The sequence below is a fragment of the Pseudomonas soli genome (genome assembly GCF_021283165.2).
GTDB classification, from domain to species: domain Bacteria; phylum Pseudomonadota; class Gammaproteobacteria; order Pseudomonadales; family Pseudomonadaceae; genus Aquipseudomonas; species Aquipseudomonas soli.
The window spans coordinates 5,076,555-5,091,718 of the sequence record NZ_CP128543.1 but is presented as its reverse complement, the minus strand read 5'-3'; the positions used below and the strand labels follow the sequence as shown (position 1 = coordinate 5,091,718).

Below are 15,164 nucleotides of genomic sequence, written 5' to 3'. Positions count from 1 at the left end.
GCAGCCCCGGCAATATCAATCCCATCACCACCCTGCTGACTTCCGTCAACCCCGCTACGCTTGAATCTTCCAGAATCACCCTTATCTATTGGTCATCTCAGGCAGGTTCATCATTACAGGTGCTGTCCATCGCTCCGCCTGCCCTTTAAAGGAAGGTATCCCCCATGCGAATAGACCGACTGACCAGCAAGCTGCAACTCGCGTTATCCGATTCCCAATCCCTGGCCGTGGGCATGGACCACCCGGCCATCGAGCCCCTGCACCTGCTGCAGGCGCTGATCGACCAGCAGGGCGGCTCGATCAAGCCGCTGCTGATGCAGGTCGGCTTCGACGTCAACAGCCTGCGCAAGGCGCTGACCAAAGAGCTCGACCAGCTGCCGAAAATCCAGAACCCCACCGGCGACGTGAACATGTCCCAGGACCTGGCGCGCCTGCTCAACCAGGCCGACCGCCTGGCCCAGCAGAAGGGCGACCAGTTCATCTCCAGCGAGCTGGTGCTGCTTGCCGCCATGGACGAGAACAGCAAGGTCGGCAAGCTGCTGCTCGGCCAGGGCGTGAGCAAGAAGGCCCTGGAAAACGCCATCAACAACCTGCGCGGCGGCGCGGCGGTGAACGACGCCAACGCCGAGGAATCGCGCCAGGCCCTGGACAAGTACACCGTCGACCTCACCAAGCGTGCCGAGGAAGGCAAGCTCGACCCGGTGATCGGCCGTGACGACGAGATCCGCCGCACCATTCAGGTGCTGCAACGCCGCACCAAGAACAACCCGGTGCTGATCGGCGAGCCCGGCGTCGGCAAGACCGCCATCGCCGAAGGCCTGGCCCAGCGCATCATCAACGGCGAAGTGCCCGACGGCCTCAAGGGCAAGCGCCTGCTGGCGCTGGACATGGGCGCGTTGATTGCTGGCGCCAAGTACCGCGGCGAGTTCGAAGAGCGCCTCAAAGGCCTGCTCAACGAACTGAGCAAGCAGGAAGGCCAGATCATCCTGTTCATCGATGAGCTGCATACCATGGTCGGCGCCGGTAAAGGCGAGGGCGCCATGGACGCCGGCAACATGCTCAAGCCGGCCCTGGCCCGTGGCGAACTGCACTGCGTCGGCGCCACCACGCTCAACGAGTACCGCCAGTTCATCGAGAAGGATGCCGCGCTGGAGCGCCGCTTCCAGAAGGTGCTGGTCGAGGAGCCGAGCGAGGAAGACACCATCGCCATCCTGCGCGGCCTGAAAGAGCGCTATGAAGTGCACCACAAGGTGGCCATCACCGACGGCGCGATCATTGCCGCGGCCAAGCTCAGCCACCGCTACATCACCGACCGCCAGCTGCCGGACAAGGCCATCGACCTGATCGACGAAGCCGCCAGCCGCATCCGCATGGAGATCGACTCCAAGCCGGAGGTGCTCGACCGCCTCGACCGTCGTCTGATCCAGCTGAAGGTGGAATCCCAGGCGCTGAAGAAGGAAGAAGACGAAGCGGCGAAGAAGCGCCTGGAGAAACTGACCGAAGAAATCGAGCGCCTGGAGCGCGAGTACTCCGACCTCGAAGAGATCTGGGCCTCGGAAAAGGCCGAGGTGCAAGGTTCGGCGCAGATCCAGCAAAAGATCGAGCAGGCCCGCCAGGAACTGGAAGCCGCGCGCCGCAAGGGCGACCTTAGCCGCATGGCCGAGCTGCAGTACGGGGTGATCCCGGACCTGGAGCGCAGCCTGCAGATGGTCGACCAGCACGGCAAGACCGACAACCAGCTGTTGCGCAACAAGGTCACCGAGGAAGAGATTGCCGAAGTGGTGTCCAAGTGGACCGGCATCCCGGTGGCGAAGATGCTCGAAGGCGAGCGTGAGAAGCTGCTGAAGATGGAAAGCCTGCTGCATGAACGGGTGATCGGCCAGGACGAGGCGGTGACCGCCGTGGCCAACGCCGTGCGCCGTTCCCGCGCTGGGCTGTCCGACCCGAACCGCCCAAGTGGCTCGTTCCTGTTCCTCGGGCCCACCGGGGTGGGCAAGACCGAACTGTGCAAGGCGCTGGCCGAGTTCCTCTTCGATACCGAAGAGGCCATGGTGCGCATCGACATGTCCGAGTTCATGGAGAAACACTCCGTGGCGCGTCTGATCGGTGCCCCGCCAGGGTATGTGGGCTATGAAGAGGGCGGTTACCTGACCGAGGCCGTGCGCCGCAAGCCGTACTCGGTGGTGCTGCTCGACGAGGTGGAGAAAGCCCACCCGGATGTGTTCAACGTGCTGCTGCAGGTGCTGGAAGATGGCCGCCTGACCGACAGCCACGGCCGCACCGTGGACTTCCGCAACACCGTGATCGTGATGACCTCCAACCTGGGCTCGGCGCAGATCCAGGAACTGGCCGGTGACCGCGAGGCACAGCGTGCGGCGGTGATGGACGCGGTGGGCGCGCACTTCCGTCCGGAGTTCATCAACCGCATCGACGAAGTAGTGGTATTCGAACCCCTGGGCCGCGAGCAGATCGCCGGTATCACCGAGATTCAGCTTGGCCGCCTGCGTGGTCGCCTGGCCGAGCGCGAGCTGTCGCTGAGCCTGAGCCCGGAGGCCTTGGACAAGCTGATCGCCGTCGGTTACGACCCGGTGTACGGCGCACGGCCATTGAAGCGTGCGATCCAGCGCTGGATCGAGAACCCGCTGGCGCAGTTGATCCTGGCGGGCGAGTTCCTGCCGGGTGCGGCGATCACCGCGAAGGTGGAGGGCGACGAGATCGTCTTTGGCTGACCTGCAGTAAACGAAGAGCCCCGCGTAAGCGGGGCTTTTTTATGTGTGCTGTCCGGCTTTATCGCGGGGCAAGCCCGATCCCACGCCGATCTGCGCCAGAAAGTACCCAATGCGTGGGAGCGGGCTTGCCCCGCGATAAGGCCAGTACAGGCAGCGCAAACCCCTGATTTTCCGGCTTCCTAGCTAACTTGCTGAAAATTTTGAAAAAAGTGCTTGCACAAAAATCAGAGTGCCCCTAATATTCGCCCCGCTGTCAGGCACTGAGCAGATCGCCAGCAACACCGACGATCTGAAAATAACTTACAAATCAGTAAGTTGAACGAAAAAAAGTGGTTGACAAGCAAAACGAAGAATGTAGAATAGCCGGCCTCAGCAGCGACAACGCGAAAGCGGATAGCCAAAGAGATCGAAGCTAACACAGGCTTCGAAGCAGTAAAGGTGTACCGAAGTTCAGTTCCGCGATAGCTCAGTCGGTAGAGCAAATGACTGTTAATCATTGGGTCCCTGGTTCGAGTCCAGGTCGCGGAGCCAATCTCGGGGTGTAGCGCAGTCCGGTAGCGCGCCTGCTTTGGGAGCAGGATGTCAGGAGTTCGAATCCCCTCACCCCGACCATTTTCAGGGTCGTTAGCTCAGTTGGTAGAGCAGTTGGCTTTTAACCAATTGGTCGTAGGTTCGAATCCTACACGACCCACCATGTAAAGAGGGCATCTCGAAAGAGATGCCCTTTTTCTTTGTCCGAGATTTATATCCCCGCCCTTTGCTACCCTGTGGCCTTTGCCCGCAGGAGTGCCCGCGCATGCCACTCAAAGCCAGTGTTTTCATCGCCACCAGCTTGGATGGCTACATCGCCCGTGAAGATGGCGGCCTCGATTGGTTGTTAGGGGCCACCCAGTCTGCTGACGACCATGGCTACGCCGGTTTCATGGCCGGCGTCGATACCTTGGTAATGGGGCGTGGCACCTTCAACAAGGTCATGACCTTTGGCGAGTGGCCGTATCCGGATGCGCGAGTGGTGGTGGTCAGCAGCACCCTCAAAGCACTGCCCCAGGGCGTATCAGAGCGCGTCGAGTTGCACCCGGGGCCGATCCCGGCTTTGCTCGAACACCTTCAGGCCACGGGCGCAAAGAGCCTTTACCTGGATGGCGGCAAGCTGATTCAGGGGTTCTTGCGTGAGGGGTTGGTGGACGAGCTGACCATCACCCGCATCCCCGTGCTGCTGGGGCAGGGGATACCGTTGTTCGGCGAGTTGGCGAAGGATGTGCTGTTGCAGCACATGAGGACGACCAGTTACGAGAGTGGGTTCGTGCAGAGTACGTATCGCGTGGTCAGATAAATCGCGTCAAGGTCATCGCTGGCAAGCCAGCTCCCACAGGAGCGCGCATCCTTGTGGGAGCTGGCTTGTCGTGGCGACGAACCGCAGCGAAAGGGCTGCAAAGCAGCCCTAGGATCTTGAAGCCTCAGTGCAGCTTCAGGCGCGGCTCGGTGCCCCGGCCAATCTTGCTGCCCAGCATCAGCATCAAGGTGCGGAAGGTCCCGTACAGCGCCATCTGGTGCATCCGGTACAGCGACACATAGAACATCCGCGCCAGCCAGCCCTCCAGCTTGACGCTGCCCATCAGGTTGCCCATCAAGTTACCCACCGCCGAGAAGCGCGACAGCGATACCAGCGAGCCATAGTCCTTGTACTCGTAGGTCGGCAGCGCCTTGTTCTCCAGGCGCAGCTTGAGGCTCTTGGCCAGCAGCGAGGCCTGCTGGTGCGCGGCCTGGGCCCGTGGCGGCACGTTGCGGTCGGTGCCAGGCTGCGGGCAGGCGGCGCAGTCGCCGAAGGCGAAGATGTTGTCGTCCAGGGTGGTCTGCAAGGTCGGGCGCACCACCAGCTGGTTGATGCGGTTAGTCTCCAGGCCGTCGATGTCCTTGAGGAAGCCCGGCGCGCGAATGCCCGCCGCCCAGACCTTGAGGCTGGCCTGGATCACTTCGCCCGAGGCAGTCTTCAGGCCATCGGCGGTCACTTCGCTGACCGCGGCGTTGGTCATCACCGTCACCCCGAGTTTTTCCAGGGTCTTGTGCACCGGCACGCTGATGCGCTCCGGCAGCGCCGGCAATACCCGTGGGCCGGCTTCGATGATGGTGATGTGCATGTCTTTGGGCTGGATCTTGTCCAGGCCGTAGGCTGCCAGCTCATGGGCGGCGTTGTGCAGCTCGGCCGCCAGCTCCACGCCGGTGGCACCGGCGCCGACGATGGCCACGCTGATCTGCTCGCTGGCCACATCTCCGGCGTGCGCACGCAGATAGTGGTTGAGCAGTTGCTGGTGGAAGCGCTCGGCCTGCTTGCGGCTGTCGAGGAACAGGCAGTGCTGCGCCGCCCCCAGGGTGCCGAAGTCGTTGGTGTTGCTGCCCACGGCGATCACCAGGGTGTCGTAGCCGATGGTGCGCGCAGGCAGCAGCTCACGGCCCTCGTCGTCGAGGGTCGCGGCCAATTGAATCATCTTGTTTTCGCGGTCCAGGCCGCTCATGCGTCCCATCTGGAAGTTGAAGTGGTTCCACTTGGCCTGGGCCACGTAGTTCAGTTCGTCTTCCGAGGAGTTCAGCGAGCCGGCCGCCACTTCGTGCAGCAGTGGCTTCCAGATGTGCGTCAGGTTGGCATCAACCAGGGTGATCTCGGCCTGTTTGCGCTTGCCCAGGCTTTTACCCAGGCGGGTCGCCAGTTCCAGGCCGCCGGCGCCGCCGCCGACAATCACGATGCGATGAGTCATGGGGATATCTCACAAGTTTTACGGAATTCGTGGACACAAGGTCCGGCCGCATCCGGCATGAGGGGCGGGCGAGCGCAAGGCAGCTCATAGCACCAGTCCACTCAGCAGGCGGCTCAACAGGCCCAGACCGATGGTCACGGCCACCACCAGCAGCAGGAGCAGCCACGGCCGGAAGGGCCGGCGCTCGACTTGATGCTGGGGGGCGCTCAGATACTCATCGACGCGACGCTGATCTTCAGGATTCAGGCGGCTGGTCATGGTGGGCCTCGTCAGATAGACGTTCGTGACTGCGTGTACGCCACAGCGTTCACGCAAACGCATGGGTCGAATGATAATGCTTTCTATCCCTGGCGCCGAGTGTACGTGATCGCAAAGACACCCGGCACTGGATCAAAGACTGATGCCTACGTCGAACACGATGCTGCGCCCCAGGTTGCCGCGCAGGAAATCCGGCGCGTCCGGGTGGGCGAACAGCACCCGGGCGAAGGTCGGCCCCACCAGCGACAGCGACCGCCAGCCCTGGCGCAGGTACTCGGTGGGCGGCGGGAAATGGCTGTTGAGGTCGAGCACCTCGCGCTTGAGGCTGGCGAAGGCGATGATGTCCAGCTCGCTCAGGTCCAGCCCGCGCTCGCGGTAGTTGTGCGACTTCTTGCGCAGGGTCGGCGCCAGGCGCGCCAGCAGCTCCTGGGCACTGATGCGCCGGGGCCGCTGCTCGCGGCGCACCAGCTGGGCCAGAGAGAAGGCGCTGCGCCGCCGTTGCAGCTCCTCGCGCCATTCGTCGTTGAGCCGGCGGCCTTCGTCGAGCACGAAGAACACCTCGAACGCAGCGTCGCGGAACAGCACATCCGGCGGCTCTTGCCCGGCCGGCGTGAAGTCCTCGCTGCGGTAGGGGATGTTCAGCCCTTGCAGCAGGCGCTGGCAGACCCAACGCTCGCGCTCCCATTTGCGGGCATTGGACAGGAACGCATTGGCTTGCTCGGCCTGGATGGTAAGCAGGCGGAGGTAGTCTGAGTCATCCATGGGGACAAGCTTAGTCGCTAATTGATGACGGTAAGATGCTGTTTGTGCGTAGGAATCAGCCCAGCACCAGCCATTGCTGCACCACCCCCAGCAGATGCAGCAGCCCGCCGCCCAGGCAAATGGCCGAACTGACCGCGATAAACCGCCGGCTGCGCCCGGTGCCGGCCAGCACCAGCGGCCCCAGCAGGCCGCGCGCCAGGTACACCAGGGTGATCAGGCAGATCACCGGCAACAGCAAGGGCAATGGGCGCATCAGCCCAGCCGCTGACAAGGCATAGGCCGACCAAACGAGCAGCACCGTCGCGATCACCGCGGTGACCAGGGCCGGGTAGGCGCGCCCTTGCTCCGCCGCCCTGGCCATGCGCTCGCCGGCGCCGAACAAGCGGTACCAGCGCGGGCCAATGGCGATCACCGCCAGGTGCAGCACGCCGGCGATGGCGCTGAACGCCGCGCCTAGCAGCAGCGGCAGGTTAAGTCCTTCAGGCATGGCGGATGCGTCCTGCATCGAAAGGAGGTGCCAGCCTATAGCAACAGGCTGAAAGGGAGAATGGGTGTAGACTCAGGCTTGTCCACATGGCCGACAGGGATATTGTTCAGGTGATCAGCGCACAAGTCTTGTCCAGCACCAGCCTTACCCTTGGCTGGATAGGTTACGTGCCCCTGCTGATCTGGGCCGCCAGCCGCACCCGCTGGGTCGAGCTGTTCACCGACACCCGCCGCCAGCACTTGTTGTTCGGCACGGTGTTCTGCCTGTTCATACTCTGGTTGGTGCGCCGCGATTTCGATACCGGGGTGTCGTACCACTTCATCGGCATGACCGCCGTCACCTTGCTGCTGGACTGGCCATTGGCCGTGCTCGGCGGCTTTCTCGCCCAGCTCGGCCTGTTGTTGATGGGCCGGCAGGACCTTGCCGCCATCGGCGTCAACGGCCTGCTGATCGTCGGCCTGCCGGTGCTGGTCACCGAGGTGTGCGCGATCCTGGTCGAGCGCGCCCAGCCGCGTAACCTGTTCGTCTACATCTTCTGTTGCGGGTTCTTCCCGGCGGCGTTGACGGTGTTGCTGTGCCTGATGGCAGGGCTGGGGTTGCTGTGGATGGACGAGCGTTTCGCCATGCCGGAATGGCTCAGCGACTTCGTTGGCTACCTATGGCTGATGATGTTCCCCGAGGCATTTATCAACGGCACGGTGATCAGTGCGCTGGTGGTGTTCTGCCCGGAGTGGCTGGAGACCTTCAACCGCAGCCGCTATCTGCAGGCCCCGTGGAAGGATGAAGAGAAGTGATGTGAATGGCACCGGCTTTGCCGGTGATCGCGGGGCATCCACACCACCGAACCCTGCTTAGTGCCGCGGCTCCAGATCCCCCGAATACAACTCGTCCTCGGACTCCTCCGCCCCGGCGATCTTGTGCTCCTCGGCCGCCCAGGCGCCCAGGTCGATCAACTTGCAGCGGTCCGAGCAGAACGGCCGGAACGGGCTCTGCTCGCCCCATTCCACGGGCGCCCCGCAGGTCGGGCAATCAACGGTCATCGGCTGGCTCATGGCTGGCCTCCTCGTAAAGTCAGGTAAAAGTGGTGCAGGCGGTCGATCTCGTCGTGCAGCGATTGCAGGTCACGATCGTTGACCACCACGTCATCGGCATGGCGCAGGCGCTCTTCCCGGGCCAGCTGGGCCTTGAGAATCGCCTGCACCTGTTCCGCGCTGGTGTTGTCGCGGGCCAAGGTGCGTTGCACCTGCAACTCGGTCGGCGCGTCGATCACCAGGATGCGTTGGGTCTTCTGGTGCTGCCCCGACTCGATCAACAGCGGCGAAACGTACACCGCATAGGGCGTCTCGGCCTTGGCCAGGTAGCTGAAGATCTCCTGGCCGATCAGCGGGTGCAGCAGTTGTTCCAACCATTGCCGCTGGCTCGGGTCGGCGAAGATCAGCTGGCGCAGGGCGCCACGGTCGAGCTGGCCGTCCGCCTGCAGCACGCCAGCGCCAAAGCGCTCGACGATGCTGGCCAGGGCAGGGCGCCCCGGCTCGACGACCCAGCGCGCGGCCTGGTCGGCATCGACCAGGTGCACGCCCAGTTCGACGAAACGCTCGGCGGCGGCGCTCTTGCCGCTGCCGATGCCGCCAGTGAGGCCAAGAATCCAGGGTGTGAAGGGCGCTGTGCTCATCAGGTTCCAAGCAGTTGCAGGTATGAGGCGACTATTTCATCACCCCAGAGCAATGCGATCCACCCCGCAATGGCCAGATAAGGCCCGAAAGGCAATGCCGCGCCCATTTGCGTGCGCTTGAAACGCACCAGCGTCAGCCCGACCAGCGCCCCCACCAAGGACGCCAGCATCAAGGTCAGCGGCAGGATCTGCCAGCCGCCCCAGGCACCGAGCATGGCCAGCAGCTTGAAGTCGCCGAAGCCCATGCCCTCCTTGCCGGTGACCAGCTTGAAGACCCAGTACACCGACCACAAACTCAGGTAACCCGCCACCGCGCCCCACAGCGCATCGCTCAGCGGCACCAGCAGCCCGAAGGCGTTGACGATCAACCCCAGCCACAACAGCGGCAGCACCAGCACATCCGGCAGCAACTGGTGCTCGGCATCGATCAGGCTCAAGGCGATCAGCCCCCACGTCAGCAGCATCACCCACAGCGCCGCGACACCCGGCCCGAAATGCCAGGCCACCAACAACGAGAGCAGGGCGCTGCCCAGCTCAACCAAGGGATAACGCGCGCTGATCCGCGCCTTGCACCCCGCGCAACGCCCGCGCAGGGCCAGGTAACTCAGCAGCGGAATATTTTCCCAGGCGCGGATCTGGCGCTGGCAGTGCGGACAACGCGAAGCCGGCAGGCACAGGTCGAAGCGCTCATGCTCGGCCTGCGGCAGCCCCAGCACCTCCTGCGCCTCCCGCTGCCACTGGCGCTCGAGCATGATCGGCAGCCGATACGCCAGCACATTGAGAAAACTGCCCACCAGCAACCCCAGCACCGCGGCCAAGGTATGGAAGAACGGCGGATGATCGACGATTACGGTCCAGGCATTCATGTTCAGATCAAGCTACCCAACTGGAAGATCGGCAAATACATCGCCACGACGAGGCCCCCCACCAGCAGCCCGAGGATCAGCACGATGGCCGGCTCCAGCAGCGTGGTCAACTGCTCCAGCGCCTGGCTCACCTGTTCTTCGTAATGCAGCGCGGCCTTGTCCAGCATCCGGTCGAGGGTGCCGCTGGCTTCGCCCACCGCCACCAGCTGGCGCAACAGCGGCGGGAACAGCGCATCCGCCTCCATTGCCTGCTGCAGGCCCATGCCACCGGCCACGTCCTGGCGCAACTTGAGGATCGCCCGCTCGTGCAGGCTGTCACCACTCACCGGCGCCACCGTGGCCAGCGCATCCAGCAACGCCACTCCGGCGGCATAAGAGGTCGCCAGGCTGCGGGCAAAGCGCGCCAACGCCGCCTGCCCCAGCAAGGTGCCCACCACCGGCACCCGCAACACCCCGCGCAATATCCACAGGCGCGCCGGCAGATGCCGCCGGTACAACGCCTGCACCCCAAACCCCAGTGCAGTTATCAACAGCACCAACCACCCAACGTGATTGCCCAGCCCTGTGGATAAATCGATCACCCACTGGGTGAACGCTGGCAGTGCCTTGTCGAAACTGGCGAACAACCCCTGAAACCGCGGCACCACCTCCAGCAGCAACAACGCCGCCACCCCTAGCCCCGTGAACAGCAACAGCGCTGGATACAGCATCGCCTTGCGCACCTTCTGCCGCAGCGCCTGGCGTTTCTCCAGCATGGTCGCCATCTGCTCCAGCTGCCGGTCCAGCGTGCCCGACTGCTCGCCCACCCGCACCAGGTTGCAGTACAGCGCATCGAACCACGCCGGATGGCGCTGCAAGGCATCCGCCAACCCCAACCCCGCCGCCACATCCTGTTGCAACCGCGCCAGCAACGCCGCCATGGCGCCGTTCACCGTGCTGCGCGCCATCACCTCGAACGCCTGCAACAGCGGCACCCCCGCCGTGAGCAAGGTCGCCAGCTGGCGGCTGAACCCCGGCGCATCCGCCTTGCCCGCCCGTTGCGGCCAGCGCCAGCGCAGCCCACCCGCCAGCCGCACCCGCGTCGCGCGAATCCCCTGCTGGCGCAACCACGCCTGCACGAACACCGGGCTGCGCCCAGTGTGCTGGCCCTGTTGCGGCGCGCCGCTGGCATCGACGCCTTCCCAGGCGTACAGACGGGTGGAAGCAGGCATGGCGAGAGTCCTTTTGCGCGGGGGCGAAAAGCCCGGTAACAGCTTGCCCGGCCTGCTGCCGGGCGCGTTTCCCTGTGGCTCACTAGAGTAGTCCAGCGAAGATGACGCCCCGCCGCGCAGGGGTGACAAAAGGTGTCGGTTCAGGCCTACTGCGCGCCTGCCGGCCGGGGCGCGCCACGATGAAAGCGCCCGCCGCGCCTCCACGTATCACGAAGGAAGACCGTTCATGAAAGGGCAACGAGGTATCACCCTGATCGAACTGATGATCGTTGTCGCGATCATCGGCATCCTGGCGACCATCGCCATCCCCATGTACACCAACCACCAGGCCCGCGCCAAGGCTACCGCCGCGCTGTTGGAAATCTCCGCGCTGAAGACACCGATGGACGTGCGCCTGAACGACGGCAAGGACGTGCCCGACGTCGCCAGCCTCGGCGGCCAGCCCGCCACCGCCCATTGCGCGATCACCGCCAGCGGCAAGGCCGCCGACGGCACCGCCAGCATCGCCTGCACCCTGGCCGATGCACCGGCCAATGTGCTGGGCAAGACCGTGACCCTGGCACGTACCCAGGCAGGCTGGACCTGCGTGACCACGGTAGAGGAAGACCTCGCACCCAATGGCTGCACGGTGCAATGAAAGTGAGGTGAAACAGGGGTTTGCGTAACCGACACGGCAGTGGTACGTTGCGCAACACGCCGGTGTAGCTCAGTCGGTAGAGCAGCGCACTCGTAACGCGAAGGTCGCAGGTTCGATTCCTGTCTCCGGCACCACATCCAGCTCCACTGCATTCCGTTGAATGCTTTGGAAGCCCTCTAAACCGGCCTTATTGCCGGTTTTTCATTTCCACGACCCTCCGTCGGGAACCAACAAAATCCCCAATAACCGGGGGTATTTTTGGGGTACAGCGTCTTTCCTGCATGGAGAACGTACCCCTATGCCACGCCTAGCCATTCCGCTCAGCGACCTCAAATGCCGCACGGCCAAACCGCGTGATCGCGCCTACAAACTGTTCGACGGCGGGGGTATGTACCTGTACGTCGCGCCCAGTGGCTCGAAGACCTGGCGGCTGCGGTATTTCAAACCCAACGGCAAGGAAGGTACGCTGATCATCGGCAAGTACCCCATCGTTTCGTTGGCCGTCGCGAGGACCAAGCGCGATGAGGCCAAGGCTTTGTTGCTCGACAACCTTGATCCGATGGAAGAAAAGCAGAAGGCCAAGATCGCAGCCCAGCGGGCGAGCCTTCTCTTTGAAACCGTTGCCCTGGAGTGGCACGTCGAAATGTCCCGGCGCTGGACCGAAGGCCACGCCAAGACGGTGCTGAGCAGGTTGCGCACCCATGTATTTCCACTGATCGGCCAGCGGCCTATCGCTGACCTCGACACCCATGATCTTCTTGAGGTCACCCAGCGAATCAAGGATCGCGGCACCATGGATGTTGCGCTGCGTGTGCAGAACTATCTATCCACGATCATGCGGGGCGCGAAGCGGGCGCGGCAGATCACTCAAAATCCGGCGCTCGATCTGGCCGGCTCGATTCAAGCGCCGCGCACCGTGCACCGTCCCGCACTTTCGCTGAACCGCCTTCCTGAACTGTTGGATCGAATCGACAACTACACCGGTCGCGAACTGACCCGGCTCGCAGTGCTGCTGACGCTACATGTGTTCGTGCGCTCCAGTGAACTGCGCTTTGCGCGGTGGGATGAATTCGACCTTCAACGGGCGATGTGGGAGATCCCTGATACCCGTAAGCCGATTGAAGGCGTCCGCTATTCCACGCGCGGGACCAAGATGAGTGGGGACATTCAAATAGTGCCGCTGTCGCCTCAAGTCATCGAGATTTTGGAAAGACTGCGCAGCTTGAATCGCTTCTCTGAACTGGTTTTGCCCGGTGACCACCGGTACTGGAAACCCTTGTCGGAGAATACGGTTAACCAGGTGCTGCGCAACATGGGATACGACACCACCAAGGACGTTTGTGGACATGGTTTCAGAACCATGGCTTGTAGTGCCTTACTCGAATCAGGGCTATGGACGGATGCGGCGATTGAGCGGCAGATGAGCCATCAGGAGCGTAACCGCGTGCGTGCCGCATACATCCACAAGGCCCAATTTCTGGAGCAGCGTCGGTTGATCATGGCGTGGTGGAGTAACTACATCGATGCCAACAGATCGGGCCATGTCACTCCGCATGAGTTTGCCCATCCGGTAGGCGACAACGTCACCGCCTTGCCAAATGGCCTTGGCGCATTCAATCGCGGGTAAGCCTGTGAGATCGGTGCTTGCTGCTCTTTCTCGCGGGTCCATCCAAACAGGGCTGCAAAGCCGCCCTGTTTGGATGGACCTCACTTTGAAAAGCTAAAAGCCACGACGTTGTCCGGGGTTTACCACGGAATTCCACCGGTGGATGATCGCTTTTCACGTCCCCAAGAGCGCTGAGTTTCGGCCCTTGACCGGGTATATCCACAGGCGTAGAACTGGCCGTGCAAGCGCTGTCGATGACAGCACCCCAGGTGGCCCGAACCTTGAAGGTCACGCCGCTCCCGCGGTGGTTCTCCCCAAGGGCGATTCGCATCCGGCAGCTCGCCCGGTCACTACCCATGTGATGGATGCTCTTACACACATAGCGCTCGTGTGCCAGATACACCGTACCTCGCTGCCCTGCAGCAACCTATCCGCTTGGCCGAATACTGCGCCAACCTGCGCCCGTCTCTTTCTGTGGAAAGAGACGGGCACTTCTACCACTGCTGCAGCCCTGATCGCATATGGCTTTGCGGCAATTCCCCTCGTGACAATCGGCGTGACAAACGCCGATGTCACCAGCAACAGCGCTGTAGATGATGGTGCCGCAGACCACGGAATGGACTGCACCTGACTGACAGTCAGGCATGCCCCGGTCATCGCAGTGCTGCGTTCACCCGGCTCAGGATCCTCAGACGCTGGTCTAGTCAGCCAGTGCTGCCTCCACCCGCCCACCGGTAACGGTGTTCAGGAGGCCAGATCATGAGATGCCCTTGCTCCCGGATGTAAGGAGCCGCCAGTCCCGCGTAGTGGACATTCCCCACAGGTCGCAGGGGCCTTGATCCCTGATAACACTCAACATTCTTGGCGGGATGACGTGGGGCGAGGATCGAAGAGCGGACGATGAGGTGACCGACATGGCATTGGTGGGTAGACGCGATGGCCGCAATTTCGGCTACGGCAGGCAATTGAGCTATGCAGGGCCGCAGGCGCTGAAAGACATGTTTGGCGGTGGCCATTACGGCACGGTCAAGGCGCACTGTGATCGCTGGCTGGCATTCGTGAAGTGGTGCCGCTCAGAACAGGGGCCGGGCATCAATGATGCGCGGCAGATTGACCGGAAGGTGTTGGCCGACTATGCGGCGTATCTGCGTGACATGCTTGAGCGCGGTGACCTCGCCGTCAGCACCGCACAAAACCGGCTATCCAGCGTTAACAGGACCATGGCAGCGCTTCGCGGTGATCAGTACGTGAAATTGCCCAGTCCGAGCAAGGCGTTGGGTATGCAGCGCACCGGAGTTCGACAATCGGTGCCGCAGGGCAAAGACCGCGAACAAGTTAAGCAGATCGTCGATACGCTTTGTAGTCGTGATCAGCTTCGAGCCGCCGCGATTGTTCTGCTGGCACGAGCCACCGGTATGCGCTTACGTGAGGCTATCTTGGCTGACCTGCCACGGCTAAGCCGTGAGGCTAACGACCTAGGCAGGATTAACATTCAGGAGGGCGCCAAGGGCGGCCGCGCCGGCGCCTCGGCCCCACGTTGGATAGCAGTGAACGACCATATACGTGGTGCACTTGGATTCGCATGGCAAGCGTCACCTGCAGGTAGCCGCAACCTAATTGCACCAAACGAAAGCTACCTGAATCTTCTGCAAGAAAGCATCCGCCCTGCGCGAGACATCCTGCAAACACACAACCTCAAAGGCTTCCATGAACTACGAGCGGCGTACGCATGTGAGCGCTACGAGCAGATCACCCAACACCCAGCGCCAATCAATGGGGGCCAATGTTGCCAGGTCGATAGAAACCTTGATCACGAGGCCCGGAAGCGAATCAGCTACGAGCTGGGGCACGGTCGGATCGACGTGGTCGCGGCCTACATTGGAGGACGGACATGAGCAAGCCATTCGATATGGAGCTGTTCTTGGCTGGCGTTCTGACCGGCTCGCACGCAACCCGGCAACGCCATTTACGACAAGCAAAGCTCATCCATGCTGAAATAACAGAACGCTGGCAGCGACAGACGCCTTGGGCTTGGCAGAAAAAGCATGTGGATTGGTTTCTTGAGCATCGCCTACATCCACGCAGCGAGGCGACGCGGTATTACTTTCTGCTGACTGTGCGGCTGCTCGCCCGTCGTTTGCAAAAAGCATGGGTGTTCAATCTCTGAGCGAGGTACTGCTCTT

15 protein-coding genes and 4 tRNA genes are annotated in these 15,164 nt (G+C 62.6%); 11 read left to right on the top strand and 8 right to left on the bottom strand.

Going from position 1 to position 15,164, the window contains the following annotated elements:
* Positions 1–164: 164 nt before the first annotated feature.
* The 5 genes from clpB to LU688_RS23475 all read left to right on the top strand — a co-directional run bounded on the left by clpB (position 165) and on the right by LU688_RS23475 (position 4,062).
* Positions 165–2,729 (top strand): ATP-dependent chaperone ClpB, encoded by a 2,565-nt coding sequence (clpB, locus tag LU688_RS23495; RefSeq protein WP_023631670.1) that lies wholly within the window; start codon positions 165–167, stop codon positions 2,727–2,729.
* 455 nt (positions 2,730–3,184) lie between these two features.
* Positions 3,185–3,260: transfer RNA gene (locus LU688_RS23490), tRNA-Asn, on the top strand.
* A 4-nt stretch (positions 3,261–3,264) separates the two neighbouring features.
* Positions 3,265–3,341 (top strand) — tRNA-Pro (locus tag LU688_RS23485).
* A gap of 6 nt (positions 3,342–3,347) precedes the next feature.
* Positions 3,348–3,423: transfer RNA gene (locus LU688_RS23480), tRNA-Lys, on the top strand.
* Between the two features lie 102 nt (positions 3,424–3,525).
* Positions 3,526–4,062, top strand: coding sequence for a dihydrofolate reductase family protein (locus LU688_RS23475; RefSeq protein ID WP_160290906.1), 537 nt, complete (start codon positions 3,526–3,528; stop codon positions 4,060–4,062).
* 124 nt (positions 4,063–4,186) lie between these two features.
* On the opposite strand, the gene LU688_RS23470 is transcribed toward LU688_RS23475, so the two are convergent.
* The 4 genes from LU688_RS23470 to LU688_RS23455 form a co-directional block, all read right to left on the bottom strand.
* Positions 4,187–5,482, bottom strand: a complete 1,296-nt coding sequence (locus LU688_RS23470) for an NAD(P)/FAD-dependent oxidoreductase (protein ID WP_038706812.1) — start codon at positions 5,480–5,482, stop codon at positions 4,187–4,189.
* Positions 5,483–5,566: 84 nt separating this feature from the next.
* Positions 5,567–5,740: a DUF3094 family protein gene (locus tag LU688_RS23465; protein ID WP_023631877.1), complete on the bottom strand. Its 174-nt coding sequence runs from the start codon at positions 5,738–5,740 to the stop codon at positions 5,567–5,569.
* Between the two features lie 132 nt (positions 5,741–5,872).
* Complete coding sequence (locus LU688_RS23460; protein ID WP_038706811.1) at positions 5,873–6,502, bottom strand: DUF1780 domain-containing protein; 630 nt, start codon at positions 6,500–6,502, stop codon at positions 5,873–5,875.
* A gap of 55 nt (positions 6,503–6,557) precedes the next feature.
* A complete protein-coding gene (locus LU688_RS23455; protein WP_160290907.1) occupies positions 6,558–6,989 on the bottom strand; it encodes a hypothetical protein in 432 nt (143 codons plus the stop codon).
* 86 nt (positions 6,990–7,075) lie between these two features.
* On the opposite strand from LU688_RS23455, the gene LU688_RS23450 reads away from it, so the two are divergent.
* Complete coding sequence (locus LU688_RS23450) at positions 7,076–7,783, top strand: energy-coupling factor ABC transporter permease (RefSeq protein ID WP_023632865.1); 708 nt, start codon at positions 7,076–7,078, stop codon at positions 7,781–7,783.
* A gap of 57 nt (positions 7,784–7,840) precedes the next feature.
* On the opposite strand, the gene yacG is transcribed toward LU688_RS23450, so the two are convergent.
* Genes yacG through LU688_RS23430 form a run of 4 tightly spaced genes read right to left on the bottom strand, consistent with a single transcriptional unit; the run spans position 7,841 to position 10,738 of the window.
* Positions 7,841–8,041, bottom strand: coding sequence for a DNA gyrase inhibitor YacG (gene yacG / locus LU688_RS23445; protein WP_046854173.1), 201 nt, complete (start codon positions 8,039–8,041; stop codon positions 7,841–7,843).
* The gene (gene coaE / locus LU688_RS23440) at positions 8,038–8,661 is read right to left on the bottom strand and encodes a dephospho-CoA kinase (RefSeq protein WP_038706809.1); all 624 of its coding nucleotides are present in this window, start codon (positions 8,659–8,661) and stop codon (positions 8,038–8,040) included. The genes yacG and coaE overlap by 4 nt, the downstream gene beginning before the upstream one ends.
* Positions 8,661–9,527 carry a prepilin peptidase gene (locus tag LU688_RS23435; protein WP_160290908.1) on the bottom strand — a complete coding sequence of 289 codons (867 nt, stop codon included), beginning with the start codon at positions 9,525–9,527 and terminating at the stop codon, positions 8,661–8,663. Before LU688_RS23435 ends, coaE begins: the two co-directional genes overlap by 1 nt.
* Positions 9,528–9,529: 2 nt before the next feature.
* Positions 9,530–10,738: a type II secretion system F family protein gene (locus LU688_RS23430; RefSeq protein WP_160290909.1), complete on the bottom strand. Its 1,209-nt coding sequence runs from the start codon at positions 10,736–10,738 to the stop codon at positions 9,530–9,532.
* Positions 10,739–10,964: 226 nt separating this feature from the next.
* Here LU688_RS23430 and LU688_RS23425 point away from each other — a divergent pair, with 226 nt between their 5' ends.
* The 5 genes from LU688_RS23425 to LU688_RS23405 all read left to right on the top strand — a co-directional run bounded on the left by LU688_RS23425 (position 10,965) and on the right by LU688_RS23405 (position 15,148).
* Complete coding sequence (locus LU688_RS23425; RefSeq protein ID WP_102682141.1) at positions 10,965–11,375, top strand: pilin; 411 nt, start codon at positions 10,965–10,967, stop codon at positions 11,373–11,375.
* A gap of 58 nt (positions 11,376–11,433) precedes the next feature.
* Positions 11,434–11,509, top strand: a tRNA-Thr gene (locus tag LU688_RS23420).
* A 164-nt stretch (positions 11,510–11,673) separates the two neighbouring features.
* Entirely contained in the window at positions 11,674–13,002 is a 1,329-nt protein-coding gene (locus tag LU688_RS23415) for a tyrosine-type recombinase/integrase (protein WP_160290910.1), read from the top strand.
* An 893-nt stretch (positions 13,003–13,895) separates the two neighbouring features.
* Entirely contained in the window at positions 13,896–14,876 is a 981-nt protein-coding gene (locus LU688_RS23410) for a site-specific integrase (protein ID WP_160290911.1), read from the top strand.
* Positions 14,873–15,148: a hypothetical protein gene (locus LU688_RS23405; protein ID WP_160290912.1), complete on the top strand. Its 276-nt coding sequence runs from the start codon at positions 14,873–14,875 to the stop codon at positions 15,146–15,148. The genes LU688_RS23410 and LU688_RS23405 overlap by 4 nt, the downstream gene beginning before the upstream one ends.
* The last annotated feature ends 16 nt before the right edge of the window (positions 15,149–15,164 follow it).